The sequence below is a fragment of the Liquorilactobacillus sicerae genome (assembly GCF_029916425.1).
Classification (GTDB): Bacteria; Bacillota; Bacilli; order Lactobacillales; family Lactobacillaceae; genus Liquorilactobacillus; species Liquorilactobacillus sicerae.
In genome coordinates, this window is the sequence record NZ_JAHAVQ010000009.1 from 1 (window position 1) to 26,290 (window position 26,290).

The following is a 26,290-nucleotide window of genomic DNA, read 5'->3' on the forward strand; positions in this document are numbered from 1 at the left end:
TCTATTAAGAGATTGTTTTAATTCTATTTCAACATTTCCTTTTAACACCTTGTTGCGGTATTTAGTTCCCCAAATTATATGGTAATTAAGATTATATACAGATGTTCTACCATACGTTAATCTATTATTGCCTTTCATAACAGCAATTATAGCACAATTAAACCACACTATGTGTACCAAAATCAAAAATAATAGTCAATTCATCACGTCCTTAAAAGAACGTGTTTCCTTGACTTAACACAAAAAAGTGAGCATTAAATGCTTAACGCGCAATTTTTTTCCGCCGCAAATACATTAAATATAAACCATATCCAATCAAGCCAAAAGCAACTGGTCCAATTAGTTCTAAAAATAAATCCAAATAATCTTGACTGGCAACAGCTGAATAGGCAGTTGAAACGATCCCTAAAAGCAAAAGTGTGTCAACCACAATCACAGCTAATGTTATTTTAATTTTGCCATGGAAAAATTCAAAAGGCTTTTTAATCGTAGTATTTGCTTTGAAAAAGGCAAAAGCTGTCACCAAAAATAAGTACGGCAGCGTTGATGAAAGATTATCCATTAGCGTTAAAATATCATAAAAAGCCTTAGCTGAACGATTCCCTAACGAAGTCATTGCAATCAAGCCGCAAACAATCAAAGCTTGCCACCACATAGCATTGGCCGGCATTCCAAAACGATTAAGTTTAGGTAGCGACTTGGGCCATAATTCCTTAGGCGTTCCCAAAATAAAAGATTTGATTGGCATATAGACAATCACAAAAAATGAGCCTAAATAGCTTAACAACATCGTTAATGAACCAAAACGGGCAAACATCAAGCTCAATGTTTTAGCTGAAGCATATGATAAACCAAATTCTTGTCCCAAACTGTAACCAAGATTACTCATTAGAACATAAGTCGTATTGCCCAAATTGACTCCTGAACGCTGAAATACTTCATGCCAATTAGCTGAAGCTCCCCACAAAAAGATGATCAAAGCATAAGCGATACTGATCAAAGCTGCTCCTAATCCCAAAGCAATTGGAAAATTCTTTTTAGCATCTTTCATTTTATCTGAAACGCCGCCTAAAGCTTCAATCCCCGCGTAGGCATAAACCGCAAAAATCAAAAATGAAATCATCTGACTAGTTGATTGATAGCTGGTCCGCGGTGACTTAAGAAAAGTTTTGGGAAACTTCACCGGTTCAGCCAGCTGAAATCCGTTTTTGATTAGCAAAAGAAAGCTTGCCAGAACAAAGAAAATTGTCAACACTGCCGCGGCAATCCCGCCCACTGCTGCTAAATGAGCAACTTTGCCTAATCCACGAGTTGCAATAGCAGTTACGACAACAAAAAAGGCCATGCTGATCAAACCAATCGTTGCCGTTGAATTTAAACTACCGAGCTGCCATTTCCCGGTCTGATCTGAACCGCTAATTGTCGTTGACAGCATGATCCAGATTTTTGAAACCGTTGAAACAATCAAGATTATCCACGAAGCAATCCAAGTAAAACCGCCGATAAATGCCCATTTCAAACCAACTGATTCAACTAGCCAAGAAAAAACGCCCCCAGGTTGATTATGCAAAGCCGCACCAAATTCTGAAAACATGAGTGTTGATGGAACAAAGAATAAAAGAGCTGCCAAAATATACCAGATAATCCCGGCATAACCCATTGTGTAATATGCAATTGAAGTATTATCAAAAGCAAAAGTCGATGTAAAAATCATCAACATGACGCTGAATAAAGTCAGCTGCTGTTTGTCACTAGTCATAGCCTGCTCCTCACAATCATTAAAAATTTATTAGAGTTTACTTTCTAAGATTATCATTTTTGTTTAACATGTCAATTCGATAAAAAAATTCGACTATTTTTATCAGCTTGCAACTTGAATTTGTTGCTAAACTGTGAACTTCTTGAAATTATTTAGAAATTGTCGAACTAAGCATTGCCGTTGACTAACTTCTCTGCTTTAATCTTAACTAAGAACAATTTGTTAGCATTTTTTGAGGGAGGAAATTCAATGCTTGCTTATCAGTTTTTAAACCAGGTGCCGCAAAAGAAGAAGCGGCAAACTGGATTGACAATGGTCCTTGATAAAGGATTAGGTTTGAATCAGACAACTGATTTGATTCAAACTGCTGGCCAATATATCGACTTTGTCAAATTCGGTTGGGGAACGTCAGCAACAATCGAACGTGATTTAATCAAAGAAAAAATCCAAAAGTATATCACTGCTGGTATTAGGCCTTATCCAGGCGGAACATTACTGGAAGTGGCTTTGCTGAACAATAAATTAGCGGAGTTCTTGGCTGAAACTAAGAATTTGGGTTTTAAAGCCATTGAAGTCAGCGATGGTTCAACTGAGATTCCAACAAAAACACGCCAAGCCGTCATCCAACAAGCTAAAGCAAACGACTTTTTTGTGATTTCTGAAGTCGGCAAAAAGAATCCCCAGTTGGATCATCAATTGAGCATTCAAACCCGCTTGACTGAGATCAAAGCCGATCTAGCTGCTGGATCAGATCTGGTAATCATTGAAGCACGTGAAGCCGGTAAAAATATTGGAATCTATGACGCCGATGGCAATGTCATTGAAGAAGAACTTGACCAATTGGCTACTGCTGGAATCAACAATCTAATTTTTGAAGCACCATTAAAAAAACAACAAGTCGATTTAATTCTCAAATTTGGTCCGCAAGTCAATTTGGGCAATATCGCAACTGCTGATGCAATTTCACTAGAGACTTTGCGAACTGGTTTGCGTGGCGATACTGTTGGAAAGATTAAGCAATGAAAAAATTTCTGATCATTCGACATGGCAAAACAACTTGGAATCAACAAAAAAGATTACAAGGTTCCGGCAGTAACAGTCCTTTGTTGTTGACTAGTGAAATCAAAGAAGATTATCAAGCTTTAGGCTACTACTTAAAGTTATTTAAGGTTTCAGCTATCTACTCCAGTCCGATCGAACGAGCTAAAAAAACTGCCGAATTAGCAACCAAGACTTATGTGGGCGCCGTCACTGCTCCAATTAAACTGTTACCGGAATTAGTCGAGCTTTCTTTTGGCAGCTGGGAAGGAAAAGCTAAAGATGAGCTGATCACCAAATACCCAGCAGCTTTTAAGAAGCTTTCTTTACGAAAAAATGATGCATTTCTAGAAAAAATTGGCGTTGAAAACTTTGACCATGCTCGACAGCGCTTTTGCCGCGGGCTACAAAAAATTAATCACTTGACCGAGGATGGTCAAACCGTTCTAATCGTTTCACATGGTGCAATCAGTCAGTTAGGTATCAAACAGCTGACTGGTAATGAGCAGCTTGGGGGACTGGCTAATTTATCAGTGTCAGTCATTTGTTTTAAAAACCAGCATTACTGGATTGAAAAATATAATGAGACCGGCTTTTTAAAACATCCCGTGATTCAGCAGCAAAATACTTCAATTTCATAAACTAATACCCTCCAAATTAGAAAGAATTTCCAGTTTGGAGGGTATTTAAATTTTAGCTTGCCGTAATTTTATAATCTGCGTCCTGATTTCAAAATATTATTGGAATCCCAACTTTGATTTTCTTTCACCATTCAGTGGTAGCTTCACTTTACGATACGACCCATTTGTTCTTTAATTCACCGATCACTTGTTCTGATAAAATCGTGCCACTCAATAAAATGGCAGACTAAAAGTTTTGTCGAGCGCTGGTTAAAAGTAAACTTTTCCATTTTTGCTGGCAACTATCAATTTAAACTGTTAATTTTAAAATGTTAGTATTTCAGTTTCAAAGCTTTGAGGATGCAAGTCGATAACTCTCACACCTCTGGGTAATTGGCCATATGTATTATAGCCAGTTATATTGCCATATATTAATTTTACCCCTCGATAATCAGCCACAAAATTATTATCATGATCGTGTCCAGCAAAAATTCCTTTGACATTCTTTTTTCTTTGTAAGCTGTAAAACAAGCCAGAATTAGTTACCGGTGAACAAACTTCTTCATTCTTTGAGCCTTGAAGAATATTTTGAGCTGCTAATTTATACTCTGGAAACGGAATGTGTAAAAACCCTAGATCAACATTCTCTGAGGTTCTTTTATATGGTAAATGATTAAACCATTCAACTTGTTCCGGCTCAATAGTAGCATACTGTTCAAATTTAGGCCACTTTGAATAAGCACCGCTGTCCCAGAAATATAAAACGTTCGTTAAAGACTCATTGCAAAAAATCTCCAAAGTATAACATTCCCGATCTTCAAAAATAAACGAATTATGCTTGTCGGCCGGATTTTTCAATTCATTTTCTAAGCTTCTGACATAACTGCGATTAAAGTTTCCTTCAGAATCATGGTTGCCATATGTAATTGCAACCGGAATATCAGATTGATTAAACAACGAATATAATTCTTTAAGCGATTCTTCTGAATGATCAACATCCTTACTCCATATCAAATCACCCGTGACAATTAACAAATCAAAACGCTGATTATCTAATATATTTTTAATTTCATTTAACGTTTTTAAACTGGCTTCATTTAAAGGGAATCCTCCAAGATGAATGTCTGTTAATTGACAAATTCTAAAATCTTGCTGTTCTGACATATTGAGGCGCATAATTACCCTCCTTCTTACAAAAAATATTGACTTTCTAAGTACGTATTATATCCTTGATCGACTGCAGCAACTTTATGAGCATCAGATCCAAATACTAAAGGAATATTTAATTGTTGTGCCTTCTGAAGCCATTTAAAAGTCGGTGTTGGCTCAGTTTGAGTTGGTCTAAAAAGCCCTGCCATATTACAATCAAGAAATTCACTTTTTTGAGATATTTCTTTTATAATATTTTTTAATAAATTTTCAACTTCAATATCTTCCCACAAGGTCTGAGCAGGAAAGGTATTCCTCCATTTACGATACAACATAATATGCCCATAACGTAAAGGCTTATATTCAGTTTCCCATTCAACAGCTTTTTTGACGGTCTTCAAGTATGCTTTAGCAACTCCGAGCGGGGACCCATATTCTTTTAAAATACCACTTTTAAAATCTAACGGACTTTCATCGACTGCCCTTAACCCAAATCTAGTTGGTAAAAAATGAACCGAAAGAATAGCATCGTCTATTTGTTGTCCATAAAGTTTTAATTGCTCAGCTGTCCAATCCTCAAACGATTCAATAAAATCAAACTCAAATCCAATAAGTATCTGGATACGATCTGCATATTTTATTTTTATTTCTTTCATTTTTTTTAAATAATTTGGAAGATCCTTCAGAGACATTGCAGCAGTATAAATGGCATGTTGGGCACCAGTCACACGATCATAGAATTTAGGTGGCATTGGAAAATGCTCTGTAATAGAATACGTTTTAAATCCATTATCAATTGCCTTTTCAATATATTCTTCTTCAGCTTCTCCAGACCCATGTGGACAAAATTCACTGTGGTTATGCCCACTCCAGTTCCTTCGATCAATCAAATTCAGGTCTTCAGTTCCTAGCAATTTACTCTCCTACCTTTTGAATATCCTCTTTATTCAAGTAAAGGACTTTTTCCTCACCAATTCTAAAAGAAGCTCCCTTATTTAAAAATTCAACTTTTAATTTTATGCCTTTATTTGCAACAATGTCGTATAATATCCGGTCACCTAAAATTGATTTGCCTTGAATTGTCCCTTTAATTGTAATAAAATCATTGGCCGGTTTTTGCAAAAGAAAAACTTCTGGCCGGATTATATAATAAACATTTGACTCATCAAAATCATCATTGGATTTATCAAAATCACTGATTCCCAAATCATTAATTTGTAGACTACTTAATAAATTGTGATTACCAATAAACTGTGCGATAAAAACATTGTGCGGGTTTTTATAAATATCAACCGGTGTCCCTTGTTGTTGTACTTTTCCACTATTCATAACAATAATGTCATCAGAAATAGCCATTGCCTCTGTTTGATCATGAGTTACAAATATCATAGTAATTCCTAATTTTTGCTGATAAAGTCGAATTTGATTTCTTAATTCTACTCTAATTTTTGCATCAAGAGCACTTAATGGCTCGTCAAGTAGTAACAATTTGGGTTTTAAAACCATTGCTCTAGCAATCGCAACTCTTTGCTTTTGTCCCCCAGAAAGATTATCAGGATATTCATCTTTTTTTTCTGATAAACTAACTGTCCTTAAAATTTCATCAACTTTTTCTTGAATAACATTTTTGCTTTCTTTTTGAACACGCAACCCATAGGCAATATTATCAAAAACTGTTAGATTCGGAAATAAAGCATATGATTGAAAAACCATGCCTATGTTTCTTTGATTTGCAGGAAGCGACTGAATTTCTTTATCATCTAATAAGATTTCACCGGAAACATCTCGATTTAATCCGGCTATGGCACGTAGAACTGTTGTCTTTCCACTTCCGCTGGGTCCTAGTAATGTCGTCAAGGTATTTTCCCGTATTTTAAAACTCATATTATCAATAATATCTTTACCAGATAACTTGATGCCTAAACCTTTCACTTGTAAAAAAACTGAACCCATTGCTTAGTTGCTCTCCTTCCTAGACTGCCTATTTTTAGTGCTTTCATGGTAAACTATATTGATCATAACTAGCGAAATTAATGCCAAGAAAACAAAATAAATTGTTGTCAAAACACTACTTGCCTGCCCATTACTTTGCATTAAGCGATACATATAAATTTTTAGGGTTTCAAAATCTCCACCCAATAATAAATTGGTAATTACATATTCTCCGAAAGCACTTGTAAAAGTTAACAACATCGAAATCAAAATTCCTGATTTAATGTTTGGCACAATTACTTTAATAAATGCATTTAGAGGTTTATCGCCTAAAATTAATGCTTGTTCAAACATCCCCCGGAAGTCTCTGGCAATAAATGCATTATCCAAAGTTTGATATGTCAAGGGCAGTGTCAAGAGCGAAATGGCTAAAATAAGAATTAGCAATTTAGAAATCGGAACATTAGAATATAACTGTATCAAACCAGTAACCAAAATTATTCCTGGAATTGTAAAAGGTAAAATTGTAATAAATCTTAGTTTTACCTTGATTTTGGTATCATACACATTCGCATAAAAAACAATTGGCAAAAAACATGCCATTGCTATTATAGTAGTCAATATACCCAAGAAAATTGAACGAATTAAGGCAGAAAGAAAATCAGTATTTGAAATAAGTTGTCCATACCACTTCAGAGTAAACCCTTCGGGTAAAATTGTTTTTACCCAAGAAGTTGAAAAGGAATAGAGAACCGTTGCTATAATTGGTAAAATTAAATATACCAATATCACTCCCATAATCAAGCGAGATAAAACTCTCTCTTTTTTAGTAACCGTAGTATCAACCCCTTTTGTCAGTTCTGGTAAATTTATTTCCCATCCAAACAAGTAACGTCATAAAAATTGCAAATAAAGTGGCGAAGGTACAAGCCAAAGGAACATTCGCAATTATTTCACCGTTAATTAACGAACCAATTAATGTTGGGATCGAAACAACATTATCACCAACCAAAGCATATGCTGTTTCGTATGTTCCCATAGCATTTGCAAATAATAGGGTAAATACTTCAACAATATTTGGTAAGATAGTTGGAAAAATCACATTGCTTAAAAAGAATATCTTTTTCGCGCCAAGTGTTTGAGAAGCCTCTTGCCATTCAGGATTTATTTCATTGAGAACAGGGAAAAGAAACATTATACCCAAAGGAATTTCAAAAAATGTATAGGCAAAAATCATTCCAGTTAATGAGTAAATGTTTAAATGGTTCTCTATACTCAAAGCCTTGGTAATTGCATGTAATACTCCAGCATTACCAAATAAAATGATCAAAGAAAATGCTAAAGGTACTCCTGCAAAACTTGAGGACATGTTAAAAATAGAGATCAAAACATTCTTGGTTGTATTTTTTAGTTTTGTTAGTGACCAAGCTCCTACGATTGAGATAACTAATGAGGCAAGACTTGTCACAAAAGATATCCATAAACTATTAAAAATAGCTTCTCGATAATAATGACTACTAAAAGCTTGTTCATAATTTTCTACAGTGAAAGCTCCATTGGTTGATTGGAAACTTGAGATTATCATCATAATAATCGGTAAAACAAGCACTAGTAATACTAGTATTATAAATGGTAAAAATATTTTCAATTTACTAGACATTAATTATTTTGCTCCCAAAACATCATTTTTCCATTCTTGTCCTAGCTTAAGAGTTGCTTTATTCCATGTGTTATTATTTTTTACATGGAATATTTTTTTGTAATCACTAGATGGCAGTAATTTATTTTTAACTGATTTTGGTAATTTAACATTTGTTCTTATTGGCCGAGCATACCCTTTTGCAAGATTAATCTGTCCCTTATCAGAAAGGATGTACGACCTAGCCAATTTGGCAGCATATGGATGTGCAGCATTTTTATTGATAACTTCTGCATACCCACTACGAATTGTACCGTCAGTTGGAACAGTAATCTTATAACGTTTTGAATTAATTTGATCAGCATAATTTAGAGCATTGAAGTCCCACATAACGGCAACTTGAATTTCACCTTTTTGTAAATTTTGAATTGTAGTATCAACTGTTGAAAGACGATTCTCTTTTTGTAACTTTGCAAAGAAATTCAAACCAGGAGTCAAATTTTTTTCGCTGCCTCCTTTTGCATACGCTGCTGCCAAAACAGCATACTGGGCTTGCGCCTCTGTAGACGGATCACCAACTGCAACTTTATATTTGCCGGAAGCTAACTGACTCCAAGATTTTGGAGCATCTGAAGCTTTAACATTTTTAGTATCTGTAATGAAAACAATTGATCCCGTATACCCAGCAGCATAGTATCCTTTTTTATCTTTTGCCCATTTTGGTATATCTTTCCAATACTTTGTTTTGTATGCTGTCAAGAGCTTCTGCTTTACCGCTGTAGGTGCAATATTTAAACCAATATCACCAATATCAGGGGCACTTGATGATTTACCTGCTGATTTAAATTTTTGAAGTTCTTGAGCACTAGACATATCCGTATCAGTATGGTTAAGTCCATACTTTGTTTTTAAGTCTTTCCAGGTCTCAATCCAATTTGCCCATGTATTCGGCATTCCAACCGAAACAACCTTTCCTTCTTTTTTTGCCTGTTTAACAATTGTATTCCAATTATTTGATGATGAACTGCTCGAACTACTTGAGCATCCACCTAAAGATAAAGCGATTACTGCAACCGCAGCAAAAACTAACAAAAAACTTGTCTTACGAATTTTCATCAAGCTCTTCCTCCTCCTCTTAATAAATCTAATATTAAACTAATAATTTATTGTCCTTGTAAGTTTTAAGTAATGGTTTCGTAAAACTTTTTTATGAATTTTGAGTAAAAAAAAAGAATTTCAAAATCTGAAACTCTTTACTTTAAACTCAATAATCTAACTGATATTCATTTTTAATTATCAAACGTTATCAAAAATACAGCTTAATTTTTAACTCTTATAGTCTAAAAGAAAAATAGCCAACTTTCACAAATTGCTATTTACTTTGAAAAGTTTCTAATAAAGTTGCAAAAATTATTGCTAATTAAATTTCAGAACCTTTTTAATCATCTATGTTTTAACTTTAGCCTAATTTCATGTCTTGATATTGTCCCTTATTGATCGTTTCAATATTTTAATTCTCAAGTCTGATTTAAAATACGATCAGGAATCTGCCTGAGCATTCTCTATAGCTGATAACAACCAACTTAACCCCCAAAAAGCTAAACAAAAGCTCCAAGAAAATATCGTTATAAATAAAATCGGTAAAAACCATTTTCCAATTGTGTAACTGACGACTAATTTATTTTCACCGATTTTTTGACTTAAAATTGGCGTTCCAATTTTTGTTAAACGATACTGTTGGTGCTTTTTTGCTAATGTTTTACCATTAAAGACTAACTTAGTCCCTGCATATTTAACAACTGGAACATTAATGAAGCTTTTTTTATTAGCATACCAAGTTATAACCAGTTTATTATGAATTATAGTTTTCACAAATCTTTTGCTAGGATAAATAATATATTGAGCATATTTTCGATAAGTTTTTTTAACATTTTTTTGATATTCAGGTAAATAATCCGGCGTTTTTTTCTGAACTAATTTTAAAAGAGCATTCAAATTAGTTGAATAAAACGAATCATGAATTGCTTGATCATTTTTGGAATTAAAAACTAAGGTATTAAGTTTTTTAATTGGATGCTGACAATCATTCCAATGTTTATACTCATTAGTTAATAACCCTGTTGTTTGAAAAAAAGCCGCCAAAGTAATTATTAAAACCAGCTTACAAACTTGTCGATATTTTGGTGTTGGTGCTTGAGAAAGAAAACTACCAACTAATACACAAGTAAAAATTGTCACCATGACGAAAAAGCGAAACGGAAATTGAAAAATTTCTAACATTTGGATTTTATACTTGGTGACTAAATACCAAGGAAAGACACTTGAAGAAATTATCAAAAATGTCCAAAACTCAATAATACAAATTTTAATAAATGGATTAGCTGAGTGCCATTTTTTAATCGTTACAAATAATAAAACAATAATAGCTACTAACAGCGAAACAGAGAAAAACAGCCAATAGCTGCCAATTTCAGTAATGGAGTATGCATACATACGGTGATTAGTAAAAGGCAGGATCAAGTTGTTGGAATGAAATATAGCTAGTAAAGCAGTCCAGACATTCAAAGTCAATAAAAAAAATAAAAAAATTGCCGCAGCAACTTTAATCAGGTCCTTTTTAAGTGTTGTTGATGTCAATAAACCATAGGTAAAAAATGGCAGATAAGCTATAACTAAAATTACGGCACTTAAAACATGAACTTGCAACAAGATGGCGACACTAATTGCAAGTTTAATAACACTAAGTTCGTGATTAGCTGCATATCTAAAAGCAGGAATTAAAGCAAAAGGCGAGATAGCTGCACCCCAACTGGTCAAGTTTTGACGAATTGTCCAATCTAAAATGGCAAACGTTGTTAAATAAAGACAAGATATCAAAACCGCCAAGCGGATTCTAACATGTGACACTCGTAATAAAGCGTACATTGAAAAACTGGCAATCAAATTTAAAACAAGACGTGAAATTATTTGATAGTTATACCATGTCTTTGAAAAAAGCACTAACAATCCTTGGAAATAAGCAAAAAAGGGACCATATAAGGCATTGACAATCCGACCAGATTGTTGAAAACCATAAGTCGAAATAAAATAATTAAAATTACCAGTTTTAATTTGCATTGCTGTATCATAAAAGCGATTATAGTGAAAAAGAAAATCCGGTCCTAAAATTACACCACCACTAAAATATTGAGGAAGTACTAACAGGATAGGAAAAGTAATTAAACAGCCAATTATTAATAATTGTCGTTGAAAGTGTCTCATAACTGATCCTCTTTTATTATTATTAAATAACGTAACCTTGTGATATTTTAAATAGCTAGCTTAGAGTTAGCAAGTATTATTTCAGAAATTTAAATGTATCTTTATACTATTTCCCATATGTTTGCAATTAGTTGATGTAAGCTAATAAAAAGTTGTTAATAAATTAAAAAAGCGAAAGCCCCATAAAAAAACTTAATTATTCACAAGTAACCATCCCATAATTCTTATTTCAAATTACTTGATGACCGATACACAAATAGGAAATTTAGAATTCAACCAGCAATCATTATCTATCGTTAATTTAAGTGCAAACAAATTCCCCTAACTCGCTAAAAATGTTTAAGTTAGAGGAATCTTTTTTACTTATAATTTAATCATGCTTTTCAACAAATCTAGCATTTAACAAATATGATGCTCCAAAGACAAGCAAGCCAACAATTAACGCCGAAACGGTAACATCACTGAGCCAGTGAGCACCAATCCGAACACGACTAATAGCAGTTAGGATACCCATTGCTAGTCCAAAGATCGTCATCTTTTTTTGCAAGCTAATATTTTGACGATCAACAAAAAATGTTAAGTACAAAAATAACCATCCCGACATAGTATGACCCGACGGAAAAGAATTATGACCATTATTGCCATTGGGTAGAAACCATTCAGTAAATTTGCCATGTTGATCACCAATTACTCCAACTTCATACGGACGAAACCGTCCCCACAATGTCTTCAAATCGTCAACTGTTGTCGTAGCAATCATAACTACTAAAATGCCAACTAAAGAAACTTTAAAAAGATAATCAATTTGTTCATTATCTTTTTTCATGATCCATTCATAGCTTAAATAAGAAAATATAATCATTAAAGTAATAGCTAAAGTCCAACGTAATGTTTCGGGATAGTTAGCAGTTGCTCCAGAATTGCTAGCTTGCCCCATTGGAGCACCTTTTTTAATGTTTTCAATCATTGAAAAAGTGTAATATAGCATATTTTGTAACGTACTTAACACCTGGTTAAAAGCAAAAGCTAACAAACCTCCAGAAACCAACCACTTTATTTTAGTTTCTGAATTTCTTTTCCAAAAACACCAAGCAAGTGTCTCAACACACATAAAAGTGACAATTTGTGCCCCTGTAACAGCATAATTTTGAAAAATATTACCAAAAATTGAATTCTGATTAGCAATTAAACGACTAATTGTCTCATCAGCAAAGGTTGCCACTAACAAACAAATAATCCCGATCCAAAAGAAATAAGATGCAATTTTAACTTGTACATCATTTTTCAATTTTATTCCCCCTAACGCCTCTAAACTAACATTTTTATATTTTCGTTTAGTAACAATTCTGTAAAATAGCTGTATATATTTTTAAAAATGTAGCATAATTTGCAAAAGTTGCCTAAAAACTTCCAAAAAAAAACCTTTCATACGAATTATATGAAAGGTTCTAAGATACTAATTTATTAAAAACTTATTTCAAAGCTTATTCATAAAATATAAAGAGTTTTATTGAAGCTAAGCGAGTACATCAAGCAAATTCTTCAAAATAGTTATAAAGATTTACTAAAGCAAAAATTTTCTTGGAATATTCCTGCTTAAATTGGCTTATTTTGATAAATAACTTTTATTCTAACCGATTCTTTTCAATAAACCTTTAATGGCAATTTCAATAGTTTTGCTAAAGCAATTAATTCAGAGATATGATCCCCGTAAACTAAAGCGAAATGTGATTCATAGCCATTCAAAATAAAATTATCGATGAAGTTGTTAACTGGTAAATCAAGCTGAACTTTTGCTGACACGCCATTGAACTGCGCCGGTGTATCTAAAACGTTACCTCGAACGATAATAAATTCATACCCAAAGCTCGGATTAAAATGTACTCTAAAAATAGAAACTTCACCAGGTTTTAAAACAAATTGTGGACTGACAGGTATTTTACGATTTGGATGGACACTGGACTTAACCCCATATTTAGGATTTGCTAATGAAAAAGCCCCATAGTCATGCCACATTGTTATTGTATTGTCTTTTTGATCCATACTTGATAGATCACCTAAAAAAACTGGCTGTGAATTATTGGTTGTTTGTTGCAAAATGAACATGGACAATGCACCATGGATATCACACTCCATTGCAGTCGGCAGCAATTGATCACTTAATTGTGACCAAACTGCTCCCGGTGCACAATGATATTTGTCAAAGAAATCAGGCCAGCAACGTGAAGCTAGTGCTTGCCAACCATCCCTTTTTGCCCACTTCTTCATTAACGCAACATATTTAACATATTTAATTGTTTCCTTGGCTTGCGGATCTAAGTCATCAAATTTACTAAGTGCATAAGCCAATTCAGCTTGATATGCTTCCAAAGGTAATTTCTCAGCTGCTTCAAAAGCACGATCAATATCGTAATGCCTTAAGGTGACACCAAATGTTCTTTTAAGTAATCCTGCGTTTGCATCTGAAAAGAAAAATCCAGGTGGAAATGTCCCAACGACTCCAATTTTTAAACTTGCTAATGCTGATTTCAAAGTGCACGCTTTAATAAATCGACTGATCACTTCTTTTACATGCTGCTCATCGGGATTGCCATAAACTTGTTGAAAATCATGATCATGTGTTTTTAGATAATTAGCTGAACTAATAATGCCAGTTAAAGCATTCAATTTCAATCTTTCGCCGATGCTTGGTTCCCGCGGTGCTAATAATAAAATGGGAACTTCGGGATAATACTGATGAACTGTTTGGATAAATTCTGCATCCGTAAAAGTTGTATTATGAAAAATAATCCCGGTAAAATTTTGAGCCTGATTGGCATTTAAAAATTCTTTTAAAGTAGGAATATCACCTATCGATTTTGATGGAATTATAATTTGCTTACTTAGTTTCAATAAAAAATTTTTTACGTTTTCAAAAATTTCTTCTGCTTTCTGATAATCAAATTTATCACGAACAACTGGTATATATAAAATTTTGCTCATAATTATTCCTCCAATTTTTTAATTGCCAGATTTTTGCCGATGAGACCAACAAAAGCATTTTTTTCAACCATTCTTTTATTTTCAGCGTGTGTTAACAGCCACTTATTTTTTTGAAACAGTAATTCATCACTTGAATGCGGTACATTTAAAGGTGTATTAGTACCTGCTGTTAAGATAACTAAACATTTAAAACCACTTTTCCAAACACAGCATGGAGCAAAATGCATTGTACTATTGTAAAGCTCGATTGCCGTTCCCTTGGGGACAAAAAATGCTTTTGCTTGATTTGTATTAATTCTTTTTTCCCTTAATTGCCCTCGGTGACTTAAAAATAATACTAAATCTGAAGCTGCCAAATTAATTTCAGAACAGTTATGAAATTCGAAAGCATTAATTTGATAGCTATTTCCATTACAATATCCAATTTCAATTTTTTGTTCACCATAAAAATTACGGGCAATTACATCCCTTTTGCTTAATGACAAAAGGTGAGGATCATTGCGGATGTAAACATTATTACGTTCAGGAATCACTGTTTGCTGCAAATCTACCAGTAATTCTTCTTGATAGGGTAACGTAATTTTTTGACCATAACTTGCAAATTCTTCATCATCAATTGATTTGATTTGGATGTCTGGATTAATTCGATTTAACCGTTCTAAAGTAGCTGTCATTTATTCACCTTCTTTTTTGGTGTTGTCCCAAGCACTTTTAAAAATCTTCAAGCCTAAATCCGTATAAGGATTATTAAAACTATTTTCATAGACTGCTAAGCCGCAGGTCACGATATCTGCACCAAAGAGAGCTGCTTTTTCAATTTGCTGGGAATTTCTAACAGCCGCAACAATTATTTCGGTCTTAAAATCATATTTTCGATAAATATCAACAATGTCCTTTATATATTTAACTCCGTCATCGCCATGATCTTCTTTCCAGCCAATAAAAGGTGATACATACTTTGCTCCCAGCTTACCAGCCATAATTGCTTGAGCTGCCGAAAAGACCAACGTCATATTCGTTTGAATGCCTTCTTTTTCTAGCTGACGTCCCGCAACTATTCCAACTGTATTCGTTGGGATCTTAATTACAAAATTTGCTGATAAACTGCTAATTCTTCTTGCCATTTCAACCATACTTTGAACATCAGCTAAATGTGGATTGATTTCAACCGATACAGGAAAGTTTGGCTTATCTTTAACGTAGTCTGCAATCCCTTCAATACAACTTTCAAAGGTCTTTCCACTATTTTTAATATGCTTAGGATTAGTAGTAACACCATCAAAGCCGTAAAGTTCATAAGCTTTTTTAATTTCATCGAGTTTGGCACTATCTAAAAAGTATTTCATTAATAATTTCTTCCTTTCTAAATTAGCTGTTTTGTTGCTTATTTCTCCTGTTTGACAAATCAATAACTATATTTCTATAAAGTTTTTCTGTTAATGGATAAAATTTTCGTAAAATGATAATCGTCAAAATTGCAAGCGTTGCTGAGTAAAAGAACATCAATCCTCTAATCCCCATAATTGCTCGGGCGGTCTGTTCTTGATTTGGGACATATCCAACCCAAGTTAAGATAATACCTGGAATAAAACCAGCCAAAGCTTGCGAAAGTTTTCTAAAGAAAGTAAAGAACGAATATACAACTCCTTCTGAGCGTACCCCGGTTTTCCATTCTCCATATTCAACACAATCAGAAATCAAGGCCCAATTCAAAGCACTAGTAAATCCATCTCCAAGATAGGCAATGCTTGTAAAAAACACTAATGAAAAAGTATCATTTGCAAAAAAGTAGCCTAAAAGATCTGCAATTGCCCAGATAGCACATCCTAAAATGTACACATTTTTTTTGCCAAATTTGCGAGTCAGCATTGGTGTCAACGCAACTGAAACAAAGACCATTCCAATACTGAAGAACCCGAGTAATGAATTAGCAGTCATATTTTTTAAAACATATTTACAATAATAAACTTGAACTGCCAGTTTTAAGTTAAACGCTGAAAAAGTAAACAAGTTGATAATACTAACAACAATCAACGGTTTGTTGTGAAATAGTGATCGATAAGCCTCTTTAATTGCTTCTTTGCTTTCTTTTTTTCGAACAGGCACCGGATAATTTTCTTGAATATTTGCATACGAATACCATTGACATAGAACACCTAAGATCGCAAAGATCACAACCGCTACCGTATAACCCAAATTCTTATTTGGTAACATCTCAACAATTGGCATAAATGCAATTGTAGCAATCATTAAGCCAAAATTAGAACCTGCTTGCCTAAATGATGCTAACTCAGATCTTTCCTGACTATTACGTGTCATCGTCGGTATCATCGAACCAAAAGGAATATTTGAAATACTATAGCAAGTTCCAAATATCATATAAGCCACATAAGCCCAAATCAAGCGACCAGTTACTGTAAAATTAGGTACTGTAAAGTTTGCGATCAACAACAACGCTAATGGAATTGCTGCCCATAAAATAAAGGGTCTGAACTTACCACGTTTACTAATCTTTGTACGATTATCAATCCAAGTACCAACACTAATATCCATAAAAGCATCCCAAATCTTAGCAACTAAAAAAACTGAACCAGCTGCTGCACTTGGTAATTTAGCTTGATCTGTTAAAAAGTTGAGCAGATACAACTGCCCCATATCAAACAAAAAATTATTACCAACATCTCCGATTCCATAAGCAATTTTGCTTTTTAGCGGAACCATCCTTTTTACTAAATCAGAATTAATATTCTTACTAGCACTATCTTCCATCAAATCAACTCCATCCAAATTAATAGGCTATAATTTTTTGATTAGCAAATTCAAAAAGAGCTAAGTCACTCATTTCTCGACCATAGCCAGACTTTTTAACGCCACCAAACGGAATTTCTGGATAACCATTTGAAGGCTGATTAATAAAAACCTGACCACTTTCTAGCTGATCCGCAATTACCGAAGCTTCCTCCTTGGGAGCATAAATTGCACTAGCCAAACCATATTTTGAATTGTTTGCTTCCTTAATTGCTTCTTTTTGATTTTCGACAATTTTTATTTGTCCGACTGGTCCAAAAAATTCTTGATCATACATCGGATTAGTTGGCAAAATATTGGTTAATAAAACAGGTGTAAAAAAGTTACCTTTTTCTTTGGCTGCTTTACCACCAGCAAGTAAAACTTTTGCTCCATGAGCAATTGCTGTATCCAGTTGATTTTGCAGTCGTGCCACCACTTTAGCTGATGCCAGCGGAGCCAATGTCGTTTTTTGATCAAATGGATCGCCAATTTTTTTGGCACTAAACTCGGCCATTAGCTGTTCAATAAATTCAGCCGCAATCTCACGATGAACAATATATCTTTTAGCTGAGGTGCAGACTTGACCGGAATTTCTTAAACGTGAGACAGCTGCATCTTTAGCAGCCTGCCTTATGTCAGCTCCAGGTAGTACAATGAATGGATCATTTCCACCAAGCTCAAGTGTTGTTTTAACGATCGCTTTACCTGCAATTGCTGCTACTTCACTACCAGCTTTGATTGATCCTGTTAAAGCAACTCCTTGAAATGCTTGTTGTTTAATTAAATCAGCAACTTGCTGATTTGATAAAAGCAAGCATTTAAAACCACCACTTAGATACCCATCAGCTTGAGTGATTGCTCTTTCTAAAGCAAATGAGCAACCTGCAACAATTGGCGCCGGTTTTAAAATTACTGCGTTACCTAGTAAAAAATTTGGAGCAAAGACTCTCATTACCTGGGTAAAAGGAAAATTCCATGGTTCAATTGCTAGAATGGTTCCCAAAGCTTGCTGTTTAAGAACCGCCGGTCGTTTGTTTTGTTGATAAGTATATGGACGCGGTTCAAGAATTTTAGGACCATTGTTTGCATAATATTCAGCAATTCTTGCTGTTGCAGCAACCTCTTGCAAGCTTTCTTGATATAGTTTCCCCATATTTTCGGTAATACTTTTGGCTAATTCTTTTTGATTAGCCAAAATTTCAGCTGCGATATTTCTTAAAATATCTGCTCTTTTTTCAAACGGAATTTCACGATTGATTTGATAAAAATCTTGTGCATAATTCAAAGCTGCTTTTATTTCTGCTTGACTGCTTAAATCAAAAACCCGTTCCGTTTGACCTGTATAAGGATTAACTATTTGATATTCACTCATAATGAATCCCCCTATCCTTCTTTAATTTGATGATATTTTTTTGATATATAGGCAAACAAATCAGCATAATCTGAATTTTTTCGATAAAAAACCGGTATTTGACCTAAAGGTGCTGCTACTTTAAAGCTCCCGCCTTCAAATTCTCTTTGGCTCCATAAATGAATCCATTGATCTTGAGGTAAATAAACCTCTTTTGTTTGTTGTTTTTCTTGATAAACAGGCGCAATTAGTAAATCTTGACCCAGCATATATTCATACTGTTTTTCAAATGCTTGCTGATCAGCTGGATAATTAATGAACAATGGTCTTTGCATTGGAATACCATTTTGACTATTTTCTTGATATAAATGCTGACGATAAGGTGTCAAATCTTTGAAAATCGAGGTACACCGAGCAAAAAAATCCATCGCTTTTTCATCATCATAAACTTGAAAATTTTCTTTAGGGCGGTTACTTTCATGAGTTCTCATTGCTGAAGTAAAAACACTTAATTCGCTCCAACGCAAAAACAGTTCTTTGGTTCGTCGATTGCCATATAAGCTGGTATAACCGCCAATATCACTATTAACAGCACCGACCCCTGACATGGCAAGTGATTGTGCGGCGGTAACCGTCGAAATTAACCCATCATCAATACTCCAGTTAACCGACTGATCACCTGACCAAATCAATGGACAATATTGGGCACTTCCAGCTGTCCCTGAGCGCATAAAAAATAAAATTTCTCCTAGTTTACCGGCCTCTTTGATAGCCTCATAATTACATTTAGCCCAAAGAAGTGGCCACTTATTATGTGCCTCTTTAGGATCAGATTGATCAAACAAACTGGCATCTGATGGTAAATATTCGCCAAAATCTGCCATCCAGCCAGAACAACCCTTTTCAATCAAATTTTTAATAATTACTGACTTAAACCATTCAAAAGCTTTGGGATTAGTCAAATCTACTGTGGCACATTCAAATTCACCAAAATCTATTAGGTAGATTTCCTTCGTTGCAGTTTTCACAAAATAATCTGGTGAAGCTGTTTGATATAACTTACCATCTACTGCCAGATAGGGATTGATATAGGCTAAAAATTTGATTTTTTGAGCTTCTAATTGCTGATTTTGCTTGTTTAAATTTGGATAAAGCATTGGATTTTCTTGCCAGTTCCAAAAAACTCGTTTACCAAAACTCGTTTGCCTGACACCGGGCCAATCTTGACACCAAACTCCTGAAATTTGAACATGATGTGATTTTAATTTTTTAATTATCTTTTGAATTCGGCTAATGCCACCTTGAAGCCCAATAATTGCTCCTTGGTTGATCCATTCGGGCATTGATGGTTGTCTTCCAAGCAAAGCGTTTAGATTTTGAATTAATTTAAGATATGACGAAGCTGTTTGAAAATAAAAAATTGGATTTTCATCCCAGACTTCAATTTCATGATATCTTTTAGCCGTAAAATCTAACTTGGCATAAGCAAATGAAGTTAAATAGCAATAATATAGCTGAGATGAAATAAATGATGCTTGAGGAAAATTAGTTGTATAATAATCGCCACCGCTATCACTAGCTTGATCTGCTAAAAAAGTCGTCATCGTCTTTTTATTACGACCAACGCCTGGTTCAGATGTCCAAATTGGGAAACAATTTTCTCTTAAATTTAAATAGGAAAATTGCTCGCCTCCACCATAAATCTTTTCAGTTGGATTAGCATTCAATCTCAACCAACAACGATTCCAATGTTTACTAGTCGGTTTAATTTCTAGTTTAAGTCGCTTTGTTTCAGAACTTTCAGTTAAAATAACCTCAGCATATTTTTGAGAATCAATTCCTAACGTCAAGTTAATTAAACTTGCAGAGATATTTTTTATTGCAAGCAACTTTAAAGGAAAACGACTTTCTAATTTATTCTTAATTGAAAAATTGCCATTTTGCATTTTTATTTGATCCTTACCTTTTCCTAAAAAAACAAAGGCTTTAGCTGAAATATCGTCAAAAATTACCCGACCATTATATTGGATTTGATCGTCTTTGAATACTAACATCTTTATGTCTTACCTCTTTTCAAATGAAAGTTAAAACGATACTTCTAACAATGAAAGCTGAAATACTTAATAACATTTAACAGTTTCACAAATAAATTTGAACAAGTTGTGAATTTCAAACGAATTTATAATTAATCTTTTTACCCTAAATTAGAATAATTGTGCTTATTTAATGATGGATTTTCAATTAAGTTCCGTAACCCCTAAATCACTAGAAAATAATTCACATACTTTTTCACTGGCTTAGTTCCAGCTCATTGCTAAAAAAATTGATTAAGAAATTTTCATGTAGTTTCTCATGTTTACTAACTAGCTATTAAGTCTCACATAATAAAGGATCCTTTCATCAAAGCTGTTAATTTAAGACCACTCTAATTTTTAACTCTTTATTATTGATCATTCACTAGTACTTTAAAGTTTAATTATGACTAGCCTAATAACAAGTTTATGTCATATAATTGAACATGTAATTTTTTTAATTTGCAGCTGAGTCTATTAACCTGCATTTAATCTTTTTCTAGGGAGTTTTTTTATGGAATCAAAGCAAGAATTAAATCGTTCTCTGTCATCACGTCAAATGCAGATGATTGCACTAGGCGGGGCAATTGGGGTCGGCTTGTTTATGGGATCTGCCTCAACAATCAAGTGGACTGGGCCATCTGTTTTACTCGATTATGCTTTAGCTGGCCTAATACTCTATATCGTAATGAGAGCTTTAGGTGAAATGCTTTACCTTGATCCGGCAACTGGATCATTTGCTAAATTTGCCAGTGAATATATCGGACCTTTAGCTGGCTACCTAACTGCTTGGAGCAATATCTTTGAATACATAGTTGTAGGAACTAGCGAGGTTATTGCTGTTGGACAATATCTAAACTATTGGTGGCCGAATCTGCCGGGCTGGGTTTCTGGTATTGTAATTATTGTTACCTTATGTATTGCTAATCTGGTTTCAGTCAAGGCATATGGTGAACTTGAATTCTGGTTTGCCCTGTTCAAAGTCCTAACAATTGTTTTTATGCTGATCCTAGGAGCTTTGATCATCTTATTTGGCTTTGGCAATCATGGTCAGCCAATCGGGTTTAGCAATCTTTGGTCGCACGGTGGCTTCTTCACCGGTGGAATCAAAGGGTTCGGTTTTGCCTTGTCGATTGTGATTGGTGCCTACCAAGGGATCGAAGTTTTGGGGATTACCGTGGGCGAAGCTGAAAATCCACGACCTAAAATTATCAAATCCTTCAAATCGATTGTTTCACGGATCTTGTTATTTTATATCGGATCGATTTTCGTAATTGTCACCATCTATCCTTGGAACAAACTTGACCAAGTTGGTTCACCATTTGTTGAAACTTTTGCTCGTGTTGGCATTACAACAGCTGCTAGCATTATTAACTTTGTTTTAGTTACAGCTGCTATGTCTGGTTGTAATTCCGGAATTTTCAGTTCAAGCCGAATGTTGTATACGCTTGGTTTAAAGCAAGAAGTTAGCCATAAGTACACCTTACTTTCCAAACGTGGTGTGCCAGTTTTATCAGTTTTGACGATTTCAATCGGCATCTTACTAGGGTCAATGCTAAATGTAATTTTGCCGTTGTTTATCAAAGACAGTTCCAACATTTTTGTGATCGTTTTTAGTTCAAGTGTCCTGCCGGGGATGATTCCCTGGTTTGTAATTTTGATCAGTCATTTAAAGTTTCGCAAAATCAAACAAAGTCAGCTGGCCGATCATCCTTTTAAACTAGCCCTGTCACCGTGGTCGAATTATTTTGCCTTGATTGGTTTAGTTACAACGATTATTTTTATGCTGATCAATCCAGAAACTCGGATCTCTGTAATTGTTGGTTTTATTTTCTTAGCTATTATGACTGGCATTTTTTATGCTACCCGGCCAGATAAAAAGGTCATTTAATTGGCAGTTAAAATGATTATTCTCAGGTTTTCAGTTGACAGCTGTAATCAAAATCATTAATCTAGAAGTGTTAACAAAGGGAGTGTTGTGTTCATGGGTAAATTAGTTGCAAAACAAATGTGTTGTCATCTTTTTCAAACCAATAATTTATTCGTGGACAAGGAGTCTTGGCGGAAAGTAGTTAGCTGAGTTAAATTTTTAGCATCCCCTTCAGTCGCGAAAACTGGAGGGGATTTTATTTAATTCGGCAGGAATTTAACAGGGGGGACTAGTTTTGAAGAGAAAATATTTTGCTTTGGGGATTGTCTTAGCTGCGGCATTGACGTTAGCAGCTTGTGGCAAAAAATCAACCACCACTGGTAACAAACAAGTATTGACAGTAGCAACTAATGCTGAAATGGCGACTTTAAGTACGACTAAGTATAGCGATACAACCAGTTTAGAAGCCTTGGAAAATACTTTCGAGGGTCTATATCGTTTTAATGCTAAAAATAAGCCAGTTTTGGCTGGCGCAGCAAGCGTCAATGTCAGTCAGGACAAGAAAACTTATACTTTTAATTTACGCAAAAATGCAAAATGGTCGAACGGTGATCCAGTAACTGCTCACGACTATGTTTTTGCTTGGCGGAAAATGGTCGACCCAAAATCAGCTTCGCCTAACTCCCAGCGTTTCCAACCGATCAAAAATGGGACACAAATCGCTGCTGGCAAGTTACCGGTCAAAGATTTAGGCGTTAAAGCTTTGGGTAAGTATAAACTGCAAGTAACTTTGGAGTCTCCAATCAGCTATTTCAGTGAATTAATGACCGGAGCACCATTTTACCCGCAAGACGAAAAAGTCGTCAACAAATATGGCAGCAGCTATGGAACCTCAGCTAGCAAAACTGTTTATAACGGACCGTTTGTAGTTAAAAATTGGAACGGAACTAATTTGAAATGGAGTTATGTTAAAAACTCAAATTATTGGGATAAAAAATCCGTTTCTCTCAATAAAGTCAATGTGCAAGTCGTTAAAGACGCCTCAACCGCAGCCAATTTGTACAAAACTAACAAACTCGATTACGCGATGCTGACAACTGATTATATTCAACAATATAAAAACACTGCCGGTTATCATACCAAAACAATTCCTTTAATCGGCTATATGTCCTTTAACACCCATCGCAAAACGACTGCTAACGTTCATTTTCGTAAAGCAATCGCTCAAGCCTTCAATAAAGAATTGTTGGTCAAAAAAGTTCTTCATGCTGGCTCAACCTTAAATGGAATTGTTCCAAAGGGCTTTGCCTATAATTCTAAAACTGGCAGTGATTATCGTACTGATGCTGGAAATATGCTGACCTATAATTTAAAAGCTGCTCGCAAGCAGTGGGCGATTGCCAAACAAGAATTAGGCCAAAAGAAAATCACGATTCAATTACTGACCTCAGATACGACTGATTCCAAACAAATCGGAGAATACCTGCAAAGTCAATTGGAGACCCATTTGCCGGGCTTGAGTGTCAATATTCGTTCGATTCCATTAAAATCCAGATTAGCAGCAACTTCAGCTTATGACTTTGATATCGTTTATGGAACTTGGCAGCCCGATTATGCTGACCCGGTCAACTTCATCAGTGATGGTGGACAATACCATTTAGATGATGATTATCAAAATACTAATTTCCGTAACTTGTTGAATCAAGCAGCCACAACTTATGCGACGAATGTCAATCAACGGTGGGCTACTTTGATTAAGGCTGAGAAACAATTACTGCAAAAAGATGCCTTTACTGCTCCAGTTTATCAGGGCGCGATGTCTTATTTGTTAAAAGCTAAGGTCAAAGGCTTGCAGATTTCACCATACGGAACCGTGCTGTTCTATCGAAATGTCAAAATTAAATAAAGCTAAGGGTTGAAAGTACCCTCAAGAACACGGCTCGTGTTGTCCATAAACTCTTTTAGATTTAAATTTTCGATATTGCCTAGTAATCAATTTAGATTGCTAGGCAATACTTGTATACAGAAAGAAAATAGTTCATTAACGCGATTTTTAACCCAATCATTTTTAATACTTTGCTTGCTATGCTGCTGACAAATCGAAGTCTTAAAAGAAGTTTTGGGGTTGCTGCAACATTATAGGTATTAACAAGTGAGTTTATAAAATTCCAAAAATCCATGCATTACTGGATAAGAAACAGGACTCGCTTCAACCCTGACCTATCAGGTTACAAGCGAATCCTCGTTTTTTATTTTTTAAGTTAAGTTATTTGCACCGCAATCCCGCTGATTGGATGCTCTAAACTATCGAACCTGGTATGAATCATGAACAAGCTCCCGAAAGTTGCTTGTTTTCAAGTCCATTTTTTTCTAGTTTAACTATCTTTCCAAGGCATATAATCTAACTTTGATCGACCCTTATTTTGCGGTAATTACAGTTTGCGTCCCGGATTTAAGATATTATTTGGATCCAGAGCTGCTTTGATTTGCTGCTGCAATTTGGCAGTGGCTTCACCTAACTGTGGAACTACCCACTTATTCTTGAGTTGGCCGATGCCATGTTCCGAAGAAATTGTACCGCCAAGAGAAATTACATATTCAAAAATCTGATCAATGGCTGCTTGGACATCAGCCGGGACACCTTGAGAATCTTTGGGAATCGCAATATTGGGATGAAAGTTTCCATCACCAGCATGACCACCCAAAAATGCTTTAACTTTCGTTGTAAATTCCAATTTTTCAACAAAGGCTGCTAAATCAGGCAATTTGGACAATGGCACGGCAACATCTTCGACTACCAAACGACCATATGCGGCTTCAGCTTTATAATAGTCTTGCCGAATTTTAATAATTTTCTTTGCGTAATCTGCATCATCGGTGACCGAGATCTGCAGAGCACCGGCTTCCTTCAAGAGCTTTTTGGAAGCCGCAACTGAACCAGCTGCAGCTGAATCTAATTGGAAAATCAACAAAGCTGAAGCACCATCACCCGCCAAATTAGTCCCTTCAAGCCGATCAAGAGCCTCGATCGAGGTATCATTCAAAGCTTCCATCATTGACGGATATAACCCACTGCCAGAAAGTTTTTGCACACCGACACTTAACTGCTTCATATCCTCAAAAGTTGCTAGGCCAGTAACCGGATTGCCAAATGGAAGTGGCATGAGACGAACAGTGGCTTCAACGATAATTCCTAAGGTGCCTTCTGAGCCAACAAATAAATCAGTTAGATCGTAGCCGGTATTATTTTTAAAAGTTGGCCCACCAAGTTTGACTAAAGTTCCATCTGCCAGGACAACTTTTAACCCATAAACGGATTGCTTAGTTGTCCCATATTTCAAAGAACTCATCCCACCTGCATTAGTCGCAATATTGCCGCCCACTGAACTGATCGGTTTTGAACCAGGATCAGGTGCAAAGAAGTAACCTGATTTTCGAACGGCCTGATCTAAATCACCGTTCATCACTCCCGGTTCGACAATCGCAATCTGGTCAGGAATACTGATCTTTAAAATATGATTCATCGGTGAAAGATCCAGTACTAAGCCGCCATCTAGCCCAGCTGAGCTATTAACGATCGACGTTGCGGCTGCTCTGGCTGTTACCGGCAGCCGCTGACTGTTAGCAAATTTCATAACTGCTTGGACATCAGCAATACTTTGAGCTTTAATCGCTGCTAAGGGTTGGTTGCCATTATTTAATTCTTGGGTGAATTTATTGATTCCATATTCTTTTAAGCGATCTGAATCCGTAATCAGTTCGCCAGTAGGTAAGTTTAGTTTTGAAAAATCTGTTGTCACAATACCGCCATCCTTCTTATATGAGAA

The 26,290-nt window shown here is 35.1% G+C and carries 21 protein-coding genes; 4 read left to right on the forward strand and 17 right to left on the reverse strand.

What is annotated here, in order from left to right; genetic code table 11:
• Together KH893_RS07005 and yjeM are read right to left on the reverse strand one after the other, a co-directional pair.
• Positions 1–138 (reverse strand): transposase (locus KH893_RS07005; protein ID WP_281165514.1); only part of this gene is annotated, 138 nt, incomplete at its 3' end.
• A 124-nt stretch (positions 139–262) separates the two neighbouring features.
• Positions 263–1,759 carry a glutamate/gamma-aminobutyrate family transporter YjeM gene (gene yjeM / locus KH893_RS07010; protein ID WP_281165439.1) on the reverse strand — a complete coding sequence of 499 codons (1,497 nt, stop codon included), beginning with the start codon at positions 1,757–1,759 and terminating at the stop codon, positions 263–265.
• Positions 1,760–2,008: 249 nt separating this feature from the next.
• Between yjeM and comA the strand changes: the two genes are divergently transcribed.
• Positions 2,009–2,782, forward strand: coding sequence for a phosphosulfolactate synthase (gene comA / locus KH893_RS07015; protein ID WP_281165440.1), 774 nt, complete (start codon positions 2,009–2,011; stop codon positions 2,780–2,782).
• Positions 2,779–3,438 carry a histidine phosphatase family protein gene (locus KH893_RS07020; protein ID WP_281165441.1) on the forward strand — a complete coding sequence of 220 codons (660 nt, stop codon included), beginning with the start codon at positions 2,779–2,781 and terminating at the stop codon, positions 3,436–3,438. Before comA ends, KH893_RS07020 begins: the two co-directional genes overlap by 4 nt.
• 303 nt (positions 3,439–3,741) lie before the next feature.
• On the opposite strand, the gene KH893_RS07025 is transcribed toward KH893_RS07020, so the two are convergent.
• From KH893_RS07025 to KH893_RS07090, 14 genes are all read right to left on the reverse strand, one after another.
• The gene (locus KH893_RS07025) at positions 3,742–4,593 is read right to left on the reverse strand and encodes a metallophosphoesterase family protein (RefSeq protein WP_281165442.1); all 852 of its coding nucleotides are present in this window, start codon (positions 4,591–4,593) and stop codon (positions 3,742–3,744) included.
• A 14-nt stretch (positions 4,594–4,607) separates the two neighbouring features.
• Complete coding sequence (hisJ, locus tag KH893_RS07030) at positions 4,608–5,480, reverse strand: histidinol-phosphatase HisJ (RefSeq protein ID WP_281165443.1); 873 nt, start codon at positions 5,478–5,480, stop codon at positions 4,608–4,610.
• Between the two features lies 1 nt (position 5,481).
• Complete coding sequence (locus KH893_RS07035) at positions 5,482–6,519, reverse strand: ABC transporter ATP-binding protein (RefSeq protein WP_281165444.1); 1,038 nt, start codon at positions 6,517–6,519, stop codon at positions 5,482–5,484.
• Positions 6,520–6,522: 3 nt separating this feature from the next.
• Entirely contained in the window at positions 6,523–7,386 is an 864-nt protein-coding gene (locus KH893_RS07040; RefSeq protein ID WP_281165445.1) for an ABC transporter permease, read from the reverse strand.
• Complete coding sequence (locus tag KH893_RS07045) at positions 7,340–8,158, reverse strand: ABC transporter permease (RefSeq protein WP_281165446.1); 819 nt, start codon at positions 8,156–8,158, stop codon at positions 7,340–7,342. Before KH893_RS07045 ends, KH893_RS07040 begins: the two co-directional genes overlap by 47 nt.
• Positions 8,159–8,161: 3 nt before the next feature.
• On the reverse strand, positions 8,162–9,253 hold the full coding sequence (locus tag KH893_RS07050; RefSeq protein WP_281165447.1) for an ABC transporter substrate-binding protein: 1,092 nt from the start codon (positions 9,251–9,253) through the stop codon (positions 8,162–8,164).
• Positions 9,254–9,676: 423 nt separating this feature from the next.
• Entirely contained in the window at positions 9,677–11,398 is a 1,722-nt protein-coding gene (locus KH893_RS07055; RefSeq protein ID WP_281165448.1) for a hypothetical protein, read from the reverse strand.
• Positions 11,399–11,768: 370 nt separating this feature from the next.
• Positions 11,769–12,686 (reverse strand): phosphatase PAP2 family protein, encoded by a 918-nt coding sequence (locus tag KH893_RS07060; protein ID WP_281165449.1) that lies wholly within the window; start codon positions 12,684–12,686, stop codon positions 11,769–11,771.
• A gap of 356 nt (positions 12,687–13,042) precedes the next feature.
• On the reverse strand, positions 13,043–14,380 hold the full coding sequence (locus KH893_RS07065) for a hypothetical protein (RefSeq protein ID WP_281165450.1): 1,338 nt from the start codon (positions 14,378–14,380) through the stop codon (positions 13,043–13,045).
• Between the two features lie 2 nt (positions 14,381–14,382).
• The gene (locus tag KH893_RS07070) at positions 14,383–15,054 is read right to left on the reverse strand and encodes a DUF4867 family protein (protein WP_281165451.1); all 672 of its coding nucleotides are present in this window, start codon (positions 15,052–15,054) and stop codon (positions 14,383–14,385) included.
• Positions 15,055–15,726: a transaldolase family protein gene (locus tag KH893_RS07075; RefSeq protein ID WP_281165452.1), complete on the reverse strand. Its 672-nt coding sequence runs from the start codon at positions 15,724–15,726 to the stop codon at positions 15,055–15,057. It abuts the gene before it with no gap.
• 22 nt (positions 15,727–15,748) lie between these two features.
• Entirely contained in the window at positions 15,749–17,149 is a 1,401-nt protein-coding gene (locus KH893_RS07080; protein WP_281165453.1) for a glycoside-pentoside-hexuronide (GPH):cation symporter, read from the reverse strand.
• A 19-nt stretch (positions 17,150–17,168) separates the two neighbouring features.
• The gene (locus KH893_RS07085; RefSeq protein ID WP_281165454.1) at positions 17,169–18,542 is read right to left on the reverse strand and encodes an aldehyde dehydrogenase family protein; all 1,374 of its coding nucleotides are present in this window, start codon (positions 18,540–18,542) and stop codon (positions 17,169–17,171) included.
• Positions 18,543–18,553: 11 nt separating this feature from the next.
• On the reverse strand, positions 18,554–20,575 hold the full coding sequence (locus KH893_RS07090) for an alpha-glucosidase (RefSeq protein WP_281165455.1): 2,022 nt from the start codon (positions 20,573–20,575) through the stop codon (positions 18,554–18,556).
• A 532-nt stretch (positions 20,576–21,107) separates the two neighbouring features.
• Between KH893_RS07090 and KH893_RS07095 the strand changes: the two genes are divergently transcribed.
• Together KH893_RS07095 and KH893_RS07100 are read left to right on the forward strand one after the other, a co-directional pair.
• On the forward strand, positions 21,108–22,484 hold the full coding sequence (locus tag KH893_RS07095) for an amino acid permease (protein WP_281165456.1): 1,377 nt from the start codon (positions 21,108–21,110) through the stop codon (positions 22,482–22,484).
• Between the two features lie 274 nt (positions 22,485–22,758).
• Positions 22,759–24,369 carry a peptide ABC transporter substrate-binding protein gene (locus tag KH893_RS07100; RefSeq protein WP_281165457.1) on the forward strand — a complete coding sequence of 537 codons (1,611 nt, stop codon included), beginning with the start codon at positions 22,759–22,761 and terminating at the stop codon, positions 24,367–24,369.
• Between the two features lie 526 nt (positions 24,370–24,895).
• Here KH893_RS07100 and KH893_RS07105 read toward each other — a convergent pair.
• Entirely contained in the window at positions 24,896–26,263 is a 1,368-nt protein-coding gene (locus KH893_RS07105) for an FAD-binding oxidoreductase (RefSeq protein WP_281165458.1), read from the reverse strand.
• Positions 26,264–26,290 lie beyond the last annotated feature (27 nt).